Source organism: Loktanella fryxellensis, from assembly GCF_900110065.1.
Taxonomy (GTDB): domain Bacteria; phylum Pseudomonadota; class Alphaproteobacteria; order Rhodobacterales; family Rhodobacteraceae; genus Loktanella; species Loktanella fryxellensis.
Window position 1 is genome coordinate 94,629 of the sequence record NZ_FOCI01000011.1, and the last position, 17,732, is coordinate 112,360.

Genomic DNA, 17,732 nt, shown 5'->3' on the forward strand with positions numbered 1-17,732 from the left:
GGCAGGTCAACCCTGACGACGAAAGATTGCGGTTGTGTAAAGCGGGACGGCTCCGCCGCCGTCAGGGCAGGCGGACGCCCCACAGATCGTATTCGCCCGCCTCGTCCACCGTCACCTTCAGCACATCGCCGACCGCCAGACCTTCGGTGTCCGCGTCGATGAACAGGTTGCCGTCGATTTCCGGGGCATCGGCCCATGTGCGGCATGTGGCGATGCCATCCTCGTCGATGTCGTCGACGATGACCTCCAGCACCTTTCCAACCTTTGCGGCCAGTTTCGCCGCCGAAATGGCCTGCGCCCTTTCCATAAAGCGATCATAGCGGTCCTGCTTGACCTCGGGTGCGACGTGGTCGGGCAGGGCGTTGGACCGGGCCCCCGCGACGTTCTCGTACTGAAAGCAGCCGACGCGGTCGAGCTGTGCGGCATCGAGCCAGTCCAGCAGATGCTGGAATTCGGCCTCAGTCTCTCCCGGATAGCCCACAATGAAGGTGGAGCGCAGGGTGATGTCGGGGCACTGCGCCCGCCATGCGGCGATCTCGTCCAGCGTCTTCGACGCGGCGGCGGGGCGGGCCATGCGGCGCAGCACGTCCGGGTGGCTGTGCTGGAACGGAATGTCGAGGTAGGGCAGAACGCCGTTGGCCGGGTCCGCCATCAGCGGGATCAGGTCGCGCACATGCGGATAGGGATAGACGTAGTGCAGGCGCACCCATGCCCCCAACTGCCCCAGTTCGCGGGTCAGGTCGGTGATGTGGCTGCGCACCTCGCGCTCCTGCCAGGGATGCGCATCGTAACGGCGGTCGAGGCCGTAGGCGCTGGTGTCCTGCGAGATCACCAGCAACTCGCGCACACCCGCCTGCACCAGCTTTTCCGCCTCGCGCAGGACCGCGTGGGCGGGGCGGGACGCCAGCTTCCCGCGCATGTCGGGGATGATGCAGAACTTGCAGGCGTGGTTGCAACCCTCTGAAATCTTGAGGTAACTGTAATGCCGCGGGGTCAGGCTGACACCGCGTGCGGGCAGCAGGTCGATGAACGGATCGGGGCTGGGCGGCACCGCCAGATGCACCGCGTCCAGCACCTGTTCGTACTGCTGCGGCCCCGTCACGGCAAGGATGCGGGGATGATGCTCGCGGATGTAGTCGGGGTCGGCCCCCAGACACCCCGTGACGATCACGCGACCATTCTCGCGCAGCGCCTCTCCGATCGCGTCGAGGCTTTCGGCCTTGGCGCTGTCCAAAAAGCCGCAGGTGTTGACGATCACCGCCTCGGCCCCGTGATAGTCGGCGCTGATCGCATAACCTTCGGCGCGCAGGCGGGTCAGGATCCGTTCGGAATCCACCAGCGCCTTGGGACAGCCGAGGCTGACCATGCCGATGGTGGGCTGACCGGGCCTCGCATGATTAAGATTGGCCACATCGGTCACGCGGGCACGGGCAAGGTCGGGGCGCAGGTCTGGGGGGTTGTGTGTCATGGGGCCTTCTACCGTGTCGATGCCCCGACGAAAAGGGGGCGGTCCCCCAGGTCACATGGCGTTTCGGGGTGGAGGATGCGGCATTTCCGTGCATTGATGCGCCGACATCGGATCAGGACGACCCGCCATGGCATTGGTTTACGACATACTTCTGTGGTTCTTTGTCGGCGTGACGGTGCTGGCAACTCTGTTGCCCTTTTCGCGCCGCGCCCATGGTTTGATCCGCAGCGCCGACTTTCCGCGGCAACAGGTGCTGGGGCTGGCGGTCATCCTGATCGCGGTCGCATGGTGGTTCCACCCCCTCTACTGGCGCTGGATCTACGGTCTGATGATCGCCTGCGCGCTGGTGCAACTCTATTACATCGGTCGCTACCTGCCGGTGGGCCGCCGGCAGTCGCTGCGCCCGCGCAAGCACGAGGTGATCAGCGAAGACCGTACCGTCAGTCTGCTGGCCGCCAACGTCAAGAAGTCGAACCGCGAGTATCAGCCCCTCATTGACCTGACCCGGCGGGCCAAGCCCGACATCCTGATGGCGTTGGAGGTGGATCAGGAATGGGTGGATGCCCTCGACGTGCTGTCGGACATGTATCCGCACCAGCGATTGCGGCCGCTGGATACCGGTTACGGCATGGCGGTCTACAGCCGCCTGCCGCTGGAGGATGCCGAATTCCGCGAGGCCGTCGTGGACGGCGTGCCGTCCCTGCGGGCGCGAGTGCCCCTCGCGGACGGCCTCGCGTTCCGGCTGTATGTCGTGCATCCCGAACCCCCCGTGCCGTTTCAGGACACCGAGGGTCGCGACGCCGAAATGTCGTCCGTGGCGATCGAGGCGCGCGACGATCCGCTGCCCGTGATCGTGTCGGGCGACCTGAACGACGTGGCGTGGTCGATCACCACGCAGCGGTTCCAACAGGTGTCGGGTCTGCTCGATCCGCGCGTCGGTCGGGGGTTCTACAACACGTTCAGCGCCACGATGCCGTGGATGCGCTGGCCGCTGGATCATCTGTTCCATGACGCCCAGTTCCGCCTGTTGGACATGCGCCGCGAGGTTCACATCAAGTCCGACCACTTTCCCATGTATTTCAAGCTGTTGCTGACCCCGGTCGAGGCGGCCGAAACCCGGCCAGAAGACGCGACGAAAGAGGACATGGTCGAAATCGAAGACATGATCGACCGCGAGAAGAACACCAAGCGCGAGGCGATCGGGTCCAATTGGGAAGACGAGGATTGACGCGGATCAGCCCTTGGTCTGCATCCGCCTGAGCATGGCAAGCACCATGCGATGCGGCATCAGCGGGATCAGCCAGTTCAGCGCCAGGCTGAGCCCCGGTTCGTTAATGACGTGCAGGCGGCCCGCGATCATCTGCTCGTAGCCGAGCTTCGCCACGCTGGCGGCCGTCTTGCCACCCCCCTTGACCAGCGCGGTCCCGTGCAGGTCTGCCGCGTCGGCAAAGCCGGTATCGACGAAACCGGGGGCCAGCACCGTGACGGTGACGCCGCGGTCGCGCAGCTCCTCGGCCAGGGCCAGCGAATAGCTGCGTACGAACGCCTTTGTGGCGAAATAGACCGCCTGCAGCGGGCCCGGCATCATGCCTGCGGTCGAGCCGACATTCAGGATGCGCCCCGATCCGCGCCGTGCCATTGCGCCACCGACCGCGTGGCACAGGGTCATCAGGGCGGTGATGTTCAGGTCGATCATCGCCCGTTCCCGCGCCAGATCGCGGTCGATATGCTCGCCCTGACCGCCGAAGCCGGCGTTGTTAATGAGGATGTCGATGGGTTGGGCTGCGACCTGCGCCACGACCCCCGCCAGCGCATCGGGGTCGGTCAGATCGGCAGTGATGGTCTGGACGGTGATGCCATAGGCGCTCTCCAGTTCCTGCTTCAGCGTGGCCAGCGCATCGGTCTGGCGGGCCACGACGATCAGGTCGCCGCCGCGCCGCGCATGGATGCGGGCGAATTCACGCCCGATGCCACCCGATGCGCCGGTGATCAGTGCAAGCCTGCCCATGGTAAAATCCTTCTGCATTGCAATGCCCGTCAGATGGGCGCGGTTGCGCGCAGATCAAGGCCATGGATGTCGCAGCGGGGTCCGGCGCCGGCAGAACCCCGCGGGATGGCGCGTCAGCGGCGGCGGTCGCGCCGCGACGACATCGGCTGGAACGCGACGCCCACATGCGCCTCGCAATAGGGTTTGCCCTGCTGGCTCGGCAGACCGCAGAACCAGAAGTCCGGCGTCGCGGGATCGCCCACAGGCCACTTGCAGGTCTTTTCCGTCAGCTCCATCAGGCCGATCTTCTTGGCGGTCTTTTCCACCTCGTTGACCTTGGCCAGCGCCTCCGGGCTGATTTCGTTCGCGGACGGCTGCGGCGGCAGGGGCTGGCCTGCGGGGATGATCGCGCGGCGGGCGGCGCTGATCGGGATGCCGTTCTCGTCCAGCTCTTCGGCCACCACGATACCGGGATCGGGCTTTGGCACGCGGGCGGGTGTGGCGGATTCCGTGCGCATCACCGGCTTGTCGTCAACCACTTCGGGTTCGACCTCGGCCACGGGTTCCACGGGGTCTGCGCCGCCGGGGCCGACGCGGTTCGACAGGCCCAGCCGGTGGACCTTGCCGATCACGGCATTGCGCGTCACGCCGCCCAGTTCCTTGGCGATCTGGCTCGCGGATTGCCCTTCGCCCCACATGCGCTTCAGCGTCTCGACACGTTCATCAGTCCAGGACATCGGGCTTCCTTCGTTCTAGCCCGGACGGTGCTGGGCCTTGTCTATTGTCGCAATCCCCTATTCTAAGCATTGCAACCGGGGAAGTGAAGGACCGCACCCCGAAAGATGAGGAACGCGCCCATGACCGACCAATCCGCCACAACCGGGGCCGCCGCACCGGGGGGCGCCACGACCCGCAACGCCGCCATGGGCGTGCGCCGGTTCGGTCGCGTCAACTGGACAGGCACCCGGACGCTTGCGGCGCGGGAGGTGCGACGCTTCATGAACGTATGGAGCCAGACGATCATGGCGCCGCTCATCAACGCGGGGCTGTTGCTGATGATCTTCACGATCGCAATCGGCCCGCAACGCGGCGACGTAATGGGCGTGCCGTTCATGACCTTCCTCGCCCCCGGCATCCTGATCATGACGGTGATCCAGAATGCCTTCGCCAACACCTCGTCCTCGCTCGCTTCGGCCAAGGTGGGCGGCAACATCGTCGACACGCTGATGCCGCCCCTGTCCGCGGCAGAGCTGCTGGCGGGCTACCTCTGGGGGGCCGTGGTCCGCGGCCTGATCGTGGCGGTGGTGATCGCGGCGGGCGCGTTCTTGCTGCTGGGCGTGCCGGTGCTGCACCCGGCGTGGATGCTGGCGTTCGTGACGCTGGGGTCGATGTTCATGGGCGGGCTGGGCATGATCGCCGGCATCTTCGCCAACAAGTTCGACCAGCTGTCCGCGATCTCGAACTTCATCGTGACCCCGCTGTCGTTCCTGTCCGGCACCTTCTACAGCATCGACGCACTGCCGGGTCTGCTGCAGGCCGCATCGCATGCCAACCCGTTCTTCTACATCATCGACGGCGTGCGCCACGGGATGATCGGCGTGTCCGACAGCTCGCCTTGGCTGGGGCTGGCGGTGGTGGTGGCCGCCAACGTCGTGGTGCAGGCCGTGGTCTGGCGCTGGCTCGACCGGGGCTACCGTCTGAAGGCGTGACGACGGGGGCTTGCCCCCACGTCATCGTCCGGTCTAGGGTTTGCGGATGAACACCCGTGCCGCCACCGCGATCCGACGCCGACGCTGATTTGCGTCCGCCTCTGCACGTTCGTTCTCTTTCCCTGACCACGTCACGTTGACCCGGCAGCCCCCAGCGGGCACGATGCCGGGCATACGCCGCCACAAAGGCCGATCCCATGATCTCCACCATCCTGCCGACCTACAACCGCGCGCCCATGGCCTTCGCCAAGGGCGAGGGTGCGTGGCTGACGGCCACCGACGGTCGCCGTTTCCTCGATTTCGGGGCGGGCATCGCGGTCAACAGCCTCGGCCATGCGCATCCCGCACTGGTGCGGGCCCTGACCGATCAGGCTAACGCGGTCTGGCATGTCAGCAACCTGTATCAGATCCCCGCGCAACAGGCGCTGGCCGACCTGCTGGTGGCGCACACCTTTGCCGACACGGTGTTCTTCACTAATTCCGGGACGGAGGCGTGCGAGCTGGCGGTCAAGATGGCGCGCAAGCATTTTTACGACGCAGGTCAGCCGGACCGCACCGACATCATCACCTTTTCGGGCAGCTTCCACGGCCGTTCATCTGCCGGGATCGCCGCGGCGGGGTCCGAGAAGATGGTGAAAGGCTTCGGCCCGCTGCTGCCCGGTTTCGTGCATCTGCCCTTCGGCGATCACGACGCGCTGACCGCCGCCGTCGCATCGCCGACCGTGGCTGCCATCCTGATCGAGCCAGTGCAGGGCGAAGGCGGCATCCGCCCGGTGCCCGACCAGTGCCTGAAGGGGTTGCGCGATCTGGCCGACGAACACGGCCTGCTGCTGATATTCGACGAGGTGCAGTGCGGCGTGGGGCGGACGGGCAAGCTCTTTGCCCACGAATGGTCAGGCATCACCCCCGACATCATGATGGTGGCCAAGGGTATCGGCGGCGGTTTCCCCATTGGTGCCGTCCTTGCCACCGCCGATGCGGCGGACGGCATGACGGCGGGCACCCATGGGTCGACCTATGGCGGCAACCCGCTGGGCTGTGCCGTGGGTCTGGCTGTCATGCAGATCATCTCCGACCCCGCATTCCTGGCAGAGGTGAACCGCAAGGCGGGCCTCTTGCGCCAAAAGCTGGAAGGGTTGACCGCCGCGCACCCCGACGTCTTTACCGGCGTGCGCGGGTCCGGCCTGATGCTGGGCCTGATGTGCAAGTCCACGAACACCGACATCGTGAAGGCGGGCTATGACGCCGGCATCCTGACCGTGCCCGCCGCCGACAACGTGATCCGTCTGCTGCCGCCGCTGAACCTGACCGACGCCGACATTGCGACCGCCGTGGACCGCCTCGATACTGCGGCGGGGCAGGTGGGCGGCCATGGCTGATTACCGCTTCCGCCCGATCAGCCGTGCCGACCTCCCGATGTTCCGCCACTGGCTGGACCAGCCGCACATGGGCGGCTGGTGGGCCGACGGCGCGACCGAGGCGCGGCTGATCGAGGAGGACCTTGGCAGGGCCCTGGTGGACATTCGGATCGTGGAGCTGGACGGCACGCCGTTTGCCTACATCCAGGATTACAACGCCCACGCCTTTGGTGCTCCGCAGTTCGCGGGATTTGACGCCGCGGCGCGGGCCATCGACACCTTCCTTGGCGACAGTGCCTTCCTCGGGCAGGGGCATGGGGCCGGTCTCATCGCGGCCCGCGTGGCAGAGTTGCGACGATCCTGCCCGCTCGTGCTGACCGACCCGGACCCCGCCAACCTGCGTGCCATCGCCGCCTATACCCGTGCCGGATTCCGCACCGACCGCGTCGTGCCACGCGAGGACGGCGACCCGGTGCAGGTCATGGTTCACAACTGAACGCCGCACCTCATGCAAGCCCCCTTCGGTCAGGGACCACCGTGCCCCGACCCGCCACAGAAGAAGACGACGCCATGACCCATTTCCTCGACATCCATACCACCCCGCCCGCCGCCCTGCGCGCCATCATCGACGATGCCCGCGCCATGAAGGACGCCCGCCACGGCCTGCCCAAGGGCACGCCCGACGCCGATCAGCCGCTGGCCAACCACATGGTCGCGCTGATCTTCGAAAAACCCTCGACCCGCACCCGCGTCAGTTTCGACGTGGGCGTCCGCCAGATGGGCGGGCAGACCATGGTGCTGTCGGGCGCCGACATGCAGCTGGGCCACGGCGAGACCATCGCGGATACCGCACGCGTGTTGTCGCGCTACGTCGACATGATCATGATCCGCACGTTCGAGGAGGCGACGCTGCACGAGATGGCCGAACACGCCACGGTGCCGGTGATCAACGGCCTGACCAACCGGACCCATCCGTGCCAGATCATGGCCGACATCATGACGTTCGAGGAACACCGTGGGCCGATCAAGGGCCGCCGCGTGGTCTGGTCGGGGGACGGCAACAACGTCTTTGCCAGCTTCGCCCATGCGGCCAAGCAGTTCGACTTCGATCTGGTGTTCTCCGGCCCGCCGCCGCTGGATCCGGAACCCGCCCTCGATGGCCTCTACCGGATCGAGCGTGATCCGGGCCGGGCGGTGCAGGGCGCCGACCTCGTGGTAACGGACACATGGGTCAGCATGCACGACCCTGCGTCCGCGCGCGAACGGCGTCACAACCAGCTGCGCGGCTATCAGGTGACGGAAGGATTGATGGCGCAGGCCAATCCCGACGCGCTGTTCATGCACTGTCTGCCCGCGCACCGCGACGACGAGGTGACGTCGGCGGTGATGGACGGCCCCCATTCGGTGATCTTCGACGAGGCCGAGAACCGCCTGCATGCACAGAAGGCGATCATGCGCTGGTGCGTGCAGGGCTGAGGGGCACAGGGCACAGGGCACAGGGTCTGCCGCGCATTGCAACGGGGGTGGGCCGAGGGGACATGACGTGTCCGCCCGCGATCCTCGGACCAGCTGGCGATACCCCCTGCCGACCGCGTCGTGCGGGCGTGCCACACCTGTCGCTGCGATGCCATGACGGGGCGTGCATCCGGCGATCTGGAGGTTCGCAGGAGTTCTGATCCACGTCGGTGCCAGAGGTGCTGGCCTTCCACCGTACCGGACCGCGCAGGATCACCGACGCGCTGGTCCTGCCTTGGGCCGACGTCGGGTCGGGGACTTGGGCGCCATGTGCCGGCGACATCGCGGCAGACAGGCTGGACCGGGACAGGCACTGCACGATGCGACGAACTGCTCCCGCCGTCGTCAGCGGCATGACGATCGCGGATCACGGCGACCCTTGCGGGTCACGCTGCCTCAGATCGCCTTCAACGCCTTGCGATATCCCTTGTCGATCAGCAGCTTGGCCGCCTTCGACAACGTAACCCACCGGCGGTTGCGACGGTGGGATTCCGGAAAGGTCTTTGCGATGTGACGGACCTTGATGCCGTAGACGCGGATGTCGGCAGGCACGATTTCGCCGTCGTCGAACCGTTTGATGCCGCGAAACCGGCTCAAAGGCTCGGACGAGACGGATCCGTCGCGCACGCCGCCTTCTTCCCATGCTTCCTGCAACGCGGCCTCGCCATCGCTCAACCCGTCGACCGGCCAACCCTTCGGCAGGATCCAGCGCCCGCGGGAACTGCTGACCAGCAGAACCTCGCGACCCTTCGCTCCCTTGCGGTGGCACAGGGCCGCAACCTGTTGCCGCGGCGTGGCGGGATCCGGGTCGGTGGCGGTCTGGTCGGTCATACGGGCAGCTCGGTCAATGCGATGGGTCCTGTTGTTGGATCGATTCTATGCGTCCGCGGACCGATTACAATGAAATGCCACGCAAAAGTGTGCATTTCATCAACTGCTGCGTGGTTTTGCCCGCAAAGTAGGATCAGCGAGGCGCGGATCCTCTGGCCAGGGGTGGCGCGGATAGCGTCCGCGCATATCGCGGCGCACGTCCGCATAGCTGCTGGCCCAAAAGCCGGGGATGTCCTGCGTGACCTGCACGGGCTTGTGCCCCGGCGACAGCAGCGTGACGCGCAGTGGCGTATTGCCCACGCACGGATGCACGGTCTGGCCGAACATCTCCTGCAGGCGCAGGGTGATGGCGGGGGCATCACCGGCATAGTCGATGGGAATGCGCCGCCCCAGCGGCGTGGTGAAATGCGGCGGCGCCGCCCGGTCGAGGCGCTGTTGCGTGCCGTGATCCAGCATCCCGCGCAGGGCCGGGAACAGGTCGAAGCGCGCCCAGTCCGCCGCCGTCCGCACCCCGTCCAGCCACGGCAGCAACCAGTCCTCCAGCGTCGCCAGCAGGGCGGCGTCGGTCATGTCCGGCATGTCGGGCACCAGCGCCACCCGCGCCCGCAACAGGTCTGCCGCAGCCGAAGGGCGCAGGCCCAGCTGCCGCACCCCCTCCAGCATTGCTGCCGCAACTGCATCAGGCGTCGCGTCGCGCCACGCCCGCTCCTCCAGCACCAACGCGCCAAGGCGTTCCTGCTGCACCGCCTCGACCCGGGCGCTGCGGCGGTTCCAGGCGCAATGGTCGTGCCAGCGGATGCGCCCATTCATGACGGCGCGCAGTTCGTCCATGCCGATGACGGCGGCCTGCCTGATCCGCGCCTCGCGCGGGTTGCCGTCGGTGTCGGTCACGACCAGCAACCGCTGCCCCGCCAGCGCGTCGCCCGCATCCATGGCGGCCCCCTTGCCCCCCGACAGCAGATAGCGCGGATCGTCGCCTGGCCGCCGCAGCGCGATCCGGTCCGGATATGCGAGGGCCGCCATCTGACCGATGCTCAGGGTCGGGCCGTCCTTCAGCCCGCGCGCCAGCCGCGCGGCTTCGGTCCTGATCGCGGCGACGGCGCCCCTGTCGGCAGGCATCGCGGCATCGCCGCGCACCACGGCCAGCCGCTGCGCCAGATCGACGCCGGCGCCCCGCAAGGGATCGCGCGCCTCCAGCAGGGCCGCGAGCGGAGCGGCCTGCGCGCCCGCCACGCCCAGCATGTGGCCCAGCCGTGGATGCACCGGCAGGGCGGCCAGCGTGCGGCCATGCGCCGTCACCCGGTGGTGGGCGTCCAGTGCACCCAGATCGCGCAGCAGCGCCCGCGCCTCGGCCAGCGCGCCCTCTGGCGGGGGCGTCAGGAACGCAAGGTCCGCGCTGCCCCAGATCGCCAGTTCCAGCGCGAGCCCCGTGAGGTCGGCGCGCAGCATTTCGGGCGGGGCGAAGGCGGGCAGGGCGCCCTCCTCGCCTTTGGTCCACATCCGCCATGCGGTGCCGGCGGCGACGCGTCCGGCGCGGCCCGCCCGCTGGGTCGCCTCGGCGCGGCTGACGCGTTCCGTCACCAGACGGGCCATGCCGCTGCCCGGATCGAAACGGGCCCGCCGGGCGCGGCCCGCATCCACGACGACGCGGATGTCGGCGATGGTCAGTGCTGTTTCGGCAATGGCGGTGGACAGCACTACCTTGCGACCCAGCACGACCGGCGCGATGGCCGCCCGCTGCGCGGCAAAGGGCAGGGCACCGTACAGTGGCCGGACGTCACAGTCGGGCGGCAGTCGCCCGGTCAAGGCCGCCGCCACCTGCCTGATCTCGCCTTCGCCCGGCAGGAACACCAGCACGCCGCCCGTGGTCTGCGGCACCACCTGCACCAGCAGGTCGGCGACGGCGTCACCCAACCGCGCGCGGGGCGGCAGGGCGCGGTCCAGCCACTGCACGTCGACCGGGAACGCACGGCCCTGCGCGGTGACGATGGGGGCATCGTCCAGCAGCGCCGCGACCGGGGCCGCATCCAGCGTGGCCGACATGACCACCAGCGCCAGATCGGGGCGCAGCGCGCCCATCGCTTCCCACACCAGCGCCAGCCCCAGATCGGCCTGCAACGACCGCTCGTGGAATTCGTCGAAGATCACCGCCCCGATGCCCGTCAGCGACGGATCGTCCTGCACTATCCGCGTCAGGATGCCTTCGGTCACGACAAGGATGCGGCAGCCGCGCCCCATCTTGCGCTCGCCCCGCATGACATAGCCGACACGACCGCCCACCGCCTCGCCCAACCCCTCGGCCAACCTTTCGGCGGCGGCGCGCACGGCCAGACGGCGCGGTTCCAGCATGACGATCTGGCCTTCCACACCGGCCGCCAGCAAGGCCAGCGGCACGCGGCTGGTCTTGCCCGCCCCCGGCGGGGCCTGCAGCACGACGCGCCCGTGGGACTGCACGGCAGCCACCACCTCGGCCATCACGTCGTCGATGGGAAGCCGCTCCGCCATCCGCCCTGCCATCCTCGCTTTTGTTCAAATACTCTCGCCGAAGGCACGGGCCTCAGGCCCGTTCGCGCCAACCCACGGAAACGCAAAAGGCCCGGCGCTTGCGCGACCGGGCCTTGCAACTTCCATCGCGGAACCGCTTACGCCGTTGCGGCGACGGTGGCTTTCGCGATGTCTTTCTTGACCTTCAGGGCCTCGGGGGACAGTTCAGCGTCCTTGGCCTTCTTCATGAAAGCGTCGAGGCCACCACGGTGATCCACCGTGCGCAGCGCCGCGTTCGAGATGCGGAACTTGAACGACCGACCCAGCGTGTCGGACATCAGAGTCACGTCCTGCAGGTTCGGCAGGAACCGGCGGCGTGTGTGGTTCTTGGCGTGGGACACGTTGTTGCCCGACATCGGGCCTTTTCCGGTCAGATCGCAGCGGCGCGACATGGGCATCATCCTTCGTGGTTCTGGCCGACCCTTCGCAGGGTGGACCGTCGTGGGGCCTGCCGGCAAACAACCCGTTTGCGGACCTGCGCCCGGTGGCAGGAATGGCCCCCGCACGGGGGCCGTCAATTCAGTTCGCAGGCACTAGGCAGAATCGCCGTCCGCGTCAACCCCGCCCACGGTCCCCGCCGCCAGTTTCGCCTGCCGGGCCGTGGCCATGGCCGCGACATGCGGGCGGCGCACGCGTGCGGCACGGGCCAGTGCCTGCCAGTAACAGGCTTGACCGCCCCGCAACTGGCGGTGTGTCGTGACGATCATGCGGGCCGAGGGCAGCGCGTCCATCGCCCGGCGCTGCAGCAATCCGCTGCGGCCCGTCGCCCGCAGCACCTGACTGCACGGGTGGCCGCCGCCGGTCAGCCGCAGCAGGGACAGGCCCGGGAACAGGGCCTGGATCATCCGCGCATGGATCAGGTCCGGTGCATCGCAGGGGTCGCACAGGATCTCGCCGCGCAAGGCGTGGCTGGCCTGCGGCGTCAGATCGCCCAAGGCCATGTCGAAGCTGCGCCCCTCGTCCCGGTAGCGCGGATCGAAGGGCACCACGGCGGGCGCGATCGACACCTGCGGCGACACCAGGGTGACGTAATCCAGCGCCAGTGCGCCCGACAGTCGGAGCGCGCCGTAACCGCCCATCGAGAATCCCAGTGCCCGCGCTGCCGCGTAATCGCGCCGCACCACGGCGCAGACCCCGGCCAGCGCCGGCAAGTCTGCATTGACGAACCAGTCGTTGGCCTGCGTCGCGATCATCAACTGGTCAAAGCCCGCGGCGGCGAACTGCCGCGACGGATCAGGTACGCCGAACCCGGTGCGGCCCCGCTTGCGATAGTCGAAGGTCACGATCAGCCGCCTGCCGCCGTTCCGTGCCAGATCAGCCCGCAGATGCGCGCCGTCGAAGACGCGCTGCAAAGGGCCGGTCACTGCCGTGGTCCCGCTGCCTGTCACTGTCATGGGACGACCGCGGCGGTGGCCTGCGGGGTCACCGTCAGCGGGGCCAGGGCCGCGCGCGCCGCAGCAGCGGGGGACAGGCTGCCGGCCGCCACAGCGTTCTCCAGCGTGGCAAGGCGCGCGGCCAGCGCCGGATCACGGGTCAGCAGGGCCATCATCTCGGCCCGCAGATCGTGGCGAAACCAGTGGCGGGCCTGATCGGCGCGGGTGCCGGCGGCAATGCCCTGCGCCGCGCGCCAGTCCGCCAGCGTACGCATCCGGTCCCACGCCAGTTCCAGTCCCACAGCATCCAGCGCAGAGACGGTCATCGCCAGCGGATAGCCGTCCATGTCCTGCGGACGATGCCGCAGCAGGCGCAGGGCACCGGCGTAGTCGGCACAGGTGCGCTGGGCCGCGGATTTGAGGTCGCCGTCCGCCTTGTTCACCAGGATCAGGTCGGCCATTTCCATGATGCCGCGCTTCACGCCCTGCAACTCGTCACCACCTGCCGGGGCCAGCAGCAGCACGAACAGGTCGGCCATCTGTGCGACGACCGTTTCCGACTGGCCCACGCCCACCGTCTCGATCAGCACGATATCGTATCCCGCCGCCTCGCACAGGCGGACGGCGTCGCGGGTGCGTCGCGCGACGCCGCCCAGATGCGTCTGGCTGGGGGACGGGCGGATGAACGCGCGCGCGTCGCGGCTGAGCATCTCCATCCGCGTCTTGTCGCCCAGGATCGACCCGCCGGAGCGGGCCGAGGACGGATCGACCGCCAGCACCGCGACCCGCAGGCCGCGCGCGGTCAGCATCAGGCCGAAGGTTTCGATAAAGGTCGACTTGCCCACGCCCGGTGTGCCGGACAGACCGATCCGCAGGGCCTGCCGCGCGGGATCGAGACCCGCCAGGAGCTTCAGCGCGAGGTCCCGGTGATCGTCCCGGCCGCTTTCCACCAGCGTGATCGCACGCGCCAGCGCCCGGCGGTCGCCGGATTGCAGGGCCTGCGTCAGATGGGGCACGTCGATGCGCATGGGCCATTCTCACCGCTGCGGGTGCGCGTGTCCAGAGACCGGGGTGCGGTGGGGTGCCAGGGGATCCACGCCTGCGGCGTGGCTGGAGGCGCTGCCTCCAGACCTCCGGGATATTTCCAACCAGAAGAAGGGCAGGACGGGCGTGCGCCGGCGCGACCCGTCACAGGGCGGCGATCAGCGGCAGACGCGTTCGGCCTGCGCCGTGAACTGGCGGTATCGTGACCAGAACGCTTCGTCGCCGGGGCTGTCGGACTGGCGCACGTCCTGCGCGCGCTGGGGGTCTTCGAAGAATCTCGACGCCAGGCGCTGGTCGCGGCTGTCCAGCGTCCCATTCGCGGCAGTCTGCACGCAGTTGCACAGGGCGCTGTTGGCCGCCGACCTGCCGGAGGCCATGCAGGCCTTGCCCATCTCGCCACGTACGGCCATGCCGCAGGAATTGAGGGTCAACAGGGCAAGCCCCATGAGAATGATGCGCATGATAGTGCCTGTCCTGTGACGCGCCCGGTTTGCCCGATGTCATCGTCGTCTACCGCCTGGAGGGAGCTTAGCGCCGCCGGCCCAGTTTTGCAATTCGCGATTGCCGGCGGGTGCGGCGCACCCGTAAACTCTACGTCAACTGGGCTGGTTGACGAAATAACCCGTAGCCTTCCTAGCGTTCCGGCGATGTCGTCCTCGTCCCCGTTTCGCGGCTTTGGCACCGCCATACATGCGGTGCACTCCGTGAGCCGCCGCTGGGTCGGCCTCGGCGTGACCCGGCAGATCGCGGTTCCGCCGCGCGACACCCGGCCGAGCGATGCCCATGGCTCTGACGCGCCTCTGAGCGGGGACGGCGAGGGTGAGCACGAGGGTGTTGCGCGCAATGTCGTTGACCAGGACGACCGGACGGGGAGGCGCTGCGGGACGTGAGGGGGCACCCGTGTCAGGGCCTACCTGCAGGGCGGCGGGAGGAAGCGGCCCGGCCTGTGCCGCGTCGTCTGCGGCGGACGGGGGCGGCGTGGATGCGCCGCCCGGCCAGCGCCGCCATGTCCCCTTGCAAAATCGCGCCTTCCGCGCCATTGACGGGGACCGTTACCAGCCCGCCGGGACCTTGCCATGACTCCACTGTCGCACATCCGCAACTTCTCGATCGTGGCGCATATCGACCACGGCAAATCGACGCTGGCCGACCGCCTGATCCAGTCGACCGGCACCGTCGCGGACCGCGACATGAAGGCGCAGATGCTGGACAGCATGGATATCGAGCGCGAGCGCGGCATCACGATCAAGGCGCAGACCGTGCGCCTCGACTACGTCGCCGACAACGGCGAGCATTACGTGCTGAACCTGATCGACACCCCCGGCCACGTCGATTTCGCCTATGAGGTGTCGCGGTCCATGCGCGCCGTGGAAGGCTCTCTTCTGGTCGTGGACAGCACGCAGGGGGTCGAGGCGCAGACGTTGGCCAACGTCTATCACGCGCTGGACGCGGACCACGAGATCGTGCCGGTGCTGAACAAGATCGACTTGCCCGCCAGCGAATGCGACCGCATCGCCACGCAGATCGAGGACGTGATCGGCATCGACGCGTCGCAGGCGATCCGGGTCAGCGCCAAGACCGGCGTCGGCATCAAGGAGACGCTGGAGGCGGTCGTGCACCGCCTGCCCGCGCCCAAGGGCGACCGCGATGCGCCGCTGAAGGCGATGCTGGTGGACAGCTGGTATGACAGCTACCTCGGCGTCGTGGTGCTGGTGCGGATCATCGACGGGGTGATCCGCCTGAAGGACCGCGTGCGCTTCATGTCGAACGACACGGTGCACCTGATCGACCGCCTCGGCGTGTTCAAGCCCGGCATGCTGCCGATGGAGGAGCTGGGACCGGGCGAGATCGGCTTCTTCACCGCTCAGATCAAGGAGGTCCGCGACACGCGCGTCGGCGACACCATCACGAGCGAGCGCAAGGGCGCGACCGTGGCCCTGCCGGGCTTCAAGCCCGCGCAGCCTGTGGTGTTCTGCGGCCTGTTCCCGGTGGATTCGTCCGAGTTCGAGGATCTGCGCAGCGCCATCGACAAGCTCGCGCTGAACGACGCGAGCTTCAGCTTCGAGATGGAGACGTCGGCGGCCCTCGGCTTCGGCTTCCGCTGCGGGTTCCTCGGGCTGCTGCACCTCGAGGTGATCCGCGACCGGATCGAGCGGGAGTACAATATCGAGCTGATCACCACCGCGCCGTCGGTGGTCTATCACCTGTATATGAAGGACGGCGATGTGCGCGACCTGCACAACCCCGCCGACATGCCCGACCTGACGCTGGTCGACCATATCGAGGAGCCGCGGATCAAGGCGACGATCCTCGTGCCGGACGAATACCTCGGCGATGTGCTGAAGCTGTGTCAGGACCGCCGCGGCGTGCAGATGGACCTGACCTATGCGGGCAGCCGCGCGATGGTGGTCTATGATCTGCCGCTGAACGAGGTCGTCTTCGACTTCTACGACCGGCTGAAGTCGGTGACCAAGGGCTATGCGTCTTTCGACTACAACCTGACCGGCTATCAGGAAGACAGCCTCGTGAAGATGAGCGTGCTGGTCAACGACGAGCCGGTGGACGCGCTGTCGATGATGGTCCACCGCGACCGGGCCGAGATGCGCGGCCGCGCGATGGTCGAAAAGCTGAAGGACCTGATCCCCCGCCACATGTTCAAGATCCCGATCCAGGCGGCCATCGGCGGCAAGGTGATCGCGCGCGAGACGCTGAGTGCGCTGCGCAAGGACGTGACGGCGAAGTGCTATGGCGGCGACGCCACGCGGAAACGCAAGCTGCTGGACAAGCAGAAGGCCGGCAAGAAGAAGATGCGGCAGTTCGGGAAGGTCGATATCCCGCAGGAAGCCTTCATCAGCGCACTGAAGATGGACAGCTGAAGGCTGTCCGTCTTCGGCGCGGATGAAGGCTGGTGGGCGGAAGCGTTTTGCGCAGCGAAACGCATGCCCACCCGGGTGCGATTACGCGCCCGCAACTTTCGCGTGACTTGCCGGGGACGGCTGGTAACCTGCCCCCATGCCGACGGTTTTCAGACAGGACGGGTTTCGGTTCTTCTTCTACTCCAACGAAGGCGACCCGCGAGAGCCACCCCACGTCCACGTCATGAAGGACGGCGGCGAAGCGAAGTTCTGGGTCCGCCCGGTGGCCTGCGCCCGATCCCACGGGTTCGACGCGCGCACATTGAAGGTGATCGCCCGGATCGTCGCGGACCGCGCTAATCAGATCTAGGAGGCTTGGCATGACCATTTCGGCCATTGAGGCGCATTGCGACGACGAGATGCTGTGGGTCGCCCTTGCCGATGGCCGCAGGCTCGGCGTGCCGCTGGCATGGTTCCCCCGGCTGCTGAACGCCACGGCAGAGGATCGGGCCGGGGTCAAGGTCAGCCCGTTCGGGTTGCACTGGGCTGCGCTGGACGAGGATATCTCGGTGGTGGGGCTGTTGTCGGCAGATGGGGTCGGGGTGGCGGCTTGAACAAGATCTCGGTTGGAATGGGGAATAGTTTTGAAGAATAGAACGGCTACCTTGATTGGTGCACTTGTTGTATTTTCAAGCATTTTAATTTTGGGGTTCTTAAGACTCTGTTGCGCAAATCAGCTGACGGACGGTTTTCCCCTTACCCCAGACGGATTTATGCCACTGCCTTTGTGACGGGGATGCCAAGGGCGGTGTAGCCATTCAGGATAGCGATGCGCACCTGGACCTCTGCGACCTGGCGGTCGAAGTCCCGAGCCATCAGCCGCTGGCCCAGCAGCTTTACACAATGCATCTTTGTCTCGACGCGGCTCCGGCGGTGGTATCCGCTCCAGTTCCGCCAGAGCGCCCGACCCAGACACTTCGATGCGCGGAGCGCATCATTCCTGGCTATGGCACCGGCGGTGGTTGGTTCCCATGGTTGGGCATTTTTG

The 17,732-nt window shown here is 67.4% G+C and carries 17 protein-coding genes and 1 pseudogene; 8 read left to right on the forward strand and 10 right to left on the reverse strand.

Features of this window, described 5'->3' with window-relative positions:
* Positions 1-61: 61 nt before the first annotated feature.
* On the reverse strand, positions 62-1,468 hold the full coding sequence (gene rimO / locus BMX16_RS10135; RefSeq protein ID WP_089902656.1) for a 30S ribosomal protein S12 methylthiotransferase RimO: 1,407 nt from the start codon (positions 1,466-1,468) through the stop codon (positions 62-64).
* Between the two features lie 127 nt (positions 1,469-1,595).
* Here rimO and BMX16_RS10140 point away from each other — a divergent pair, with 127 nt between their 5' ends.
* Entirely contained in the window at positions 1,596-2,696 is a 1,101-nt protein-coding gene (locus tag BMX16_RS10140) for an endonuclease/exonuclease/phosphatase family protein (RefSeq protein ID WP_089902659.1), read from the forward strand.
* A 6-nt stretch (positions 2,697-2,702) separates the two neighbouring features.
* On the opposite strand, the gene BMX16_RS10145 is transcribed toward BMX16_RS10140, so the two are convergent.
* Complete coding sequence (locus tag BMX16_RS10145; protein WP_089902662.1) at positions 2,703-3,476, reverse strand: SDR family NAD(P)-dependent oxidoreductase; 774 nt, start codon at positions 3,474-3,476, stop codon at positions 2,703-2,705.
* Between the two features lie 113 nt (positions 3,477-3,589).
* A complete protein-coding gene (locus BMX16_RS10150; RefSeq protein WP_089902665.1) occupies positions 3,590-4,192 on the reverse strand; it encodes a GcrA family cell cycle regulator in 603 nt (200 codons plus the stop codon).
* A gap of 186 nt (positions 4,193-4,378) precedes the next feature.
* Between BMX16_RS10150 and BMX16_RS10155 the strand changes: the two genes are divergently transcribed.
* The 4 genes from BMX16_RS10155 (at position 4,379) to argF (ending at position 7,998) form a co-directional block, all read left to right on the forward strand.
* Positions 4,379-5,164: an ABC transporter permease gene (locus tag BMX16_RS10155; RefSeq protein ID WP_089902733.1), complete on the forward strand. Its 786-nt coding sequence runs from the start codon at positions 4,379-4,381 to the stop codon at positions 5,162-5,164.
* Positions 5,165-5,361: 197 nt separating this feature from the next.
* Entirely contained in the window at positions 5,362-6,543 is a 1,182-nt protein-coding gene (locus BMX16_RS10160; RefSeq protein ID WP_089902668.1) for an aspartate aminotransferase family protein, read from the forward strand.
* Positions 6,536-7,018, forward strand: coding sequence for a GNAT family N-acetyltransferase (locus BMX16_RS10165; RefSeq protein WP_089902674.1), 483 nt, complete (start codon positions 6,536-6,538; stop codon positions 7,016-7,018). Before BMX16_RS10160 ends, BMX16_RS10165 begins: the two co-directional genes overlap by 8 nt.
* 74 nt (positions 7,019-7,092) lie before the next feature.
* Positions 7,093-7,998 (forward strand): ornithine carbamoyltransferase, encoded by a 906-nt coding sequence (gene argF, locus BMX16_RS10170; protein ID WP_089902677.1) that lies wholly within the window; start codon positions 7,093-7,095, stop codon positions 7,996-7,998.
* A gap of 435 nt (positions 7,999-8,433) precedes the next feature.
* On the opposite strand, the gene BMX16_RS10175 is transcribed toward argF, so the two are convergent.
* The 6 genes from BMX16_RS10175 to BMX16_RS10200 form a co-directional block, all read right to left on the reverse strand.
* A complete protein-coding gene (locus BMX16_RS10175) occupies positions 8,434-8,868 on the reverse strand; it encodes an NUDIX hydrolase (protein ID WP_089902680.1) in 435 nt (144 codons plus the stop codon).
* 99 nt (positions 8,869-8,967) lie between these two features.
* A complete protein-coding gene (gene hrpB, locus BMX16_RS10180) occupies positions 8,968-11,373 on the reverse strand; it encodes an ATP-dependent helicase HrpB (protein ID WP_089902683.1) in 2,406 nt (801 codons plus the stop codon).
* Between the two features lie 137 nt (positions 11,374-11,510).
* Positions 11,511-11,804: a 50S ribosomal protein L28 gene (gene rpmB / locus BMX16_RS10185; RefSeq protein ID WP_089902686.1), complete on the reverse strand. Its 294-nt coding sequence runs from the start codon at positions 11,802-11,804 to the stop codon at positions 11,511-11,513.
* Positions 11,805-11,945: 141 nt separating this feature from the next.
* Positions 11,946-12,806: an alpha/beta hydrolase gene (locus BMX16_RS10190; RefSeq protein WP_143058013.1), complete on the reverse strand. Its 861-nt coding sequence runs from the start codon at positions 12,804-12,806 to the stop codon at positions 11,946-11,948.
* Positions 12,803-13,807, reverse strand: coding sequence for a methylmalonyl Co-A mutase-associated GTPase MeaB (gene meaB / locus BMX16_RS10195; RefSeq protein WP_425434022.1), 1,005 nt, complete (start codon positions 13,805-13,807; stop codon positions 12,803-12,805). Before meaB ends, BMX16_RS10190 begins: the two co-directional genes overlap by 4 nt.
* Before the next feature lie 180 nt (positions 13,808-13,987).
* Positions 13,988-14,290: an arginine transporter gene (locus BMX16_RS10200; RefSeq protein WP_089902696.1), complete on the reverse strand. Its 303-nt coding sequence runs from the start codon at positions 14,288-14,290 to the stop codon at positions 13,988-13,990.
* Positions 14,291-14,905: 615 nt separating this feature from the next.
* On the opposite strand from BMX16_RS10200, the gene lepA reads away from it, so the two are divergent.
* The 3 genes from lepA (at position 14,906) to BMX16_RS10220 (ending at position 17,298) form a co-directional block, all read left to right on the forward strand.
* Positions 14,906-16,705 carry a translation elongation factor 4 gene (lepA, locus tag BMX16_RS10210; RefSeq protein WP_089902703.1) on the forward strand — a complete coding sequence of 600 codons (1,800 nt, stop codon included), beginning with the start codon at positions 14,906-14,908 and terminating at the stop codon, positions 16,703-16,705.
* A gap of 136 nt (positions 16,706-16,841) precedes the next feature.
* Positions 16,842-17,054 carry a DUF4160 domain-containing protein gene (locus tag BMX16_RS10215; protein WP_089902707.1) on the forward strand — a complete coding sequence of 71 codons (213 nt, stop codon included), beginning with the start codon at positions 16,842-16,844 and terminating at the stop codon, positions 17,052-17,054.
* A gap of 10 nt (positions 17,055-17,064) precedes the next feature.
* Positions 17,065-17,298, forward strand: coding sequence for a DUF2442 domain-containing protein (locus BMX16_RS10220; protein ID WP_089902710.1), 234 nt, complete (start codon positions 17,065-17,067; stop codon positions 17,296-17,298).
* A gap of 157 nt (positions 17,299-17,455) precedes the next feature.
* Here BMX16_RS10220 and BMX16_RS10225 read toward each other — a convergent pair.
* Positions 17,456-17,732, reverse strand: a pseudogene (locus BMX16_RS10225) (IS5/IS1182 family transposase); the annotation flags it as partial.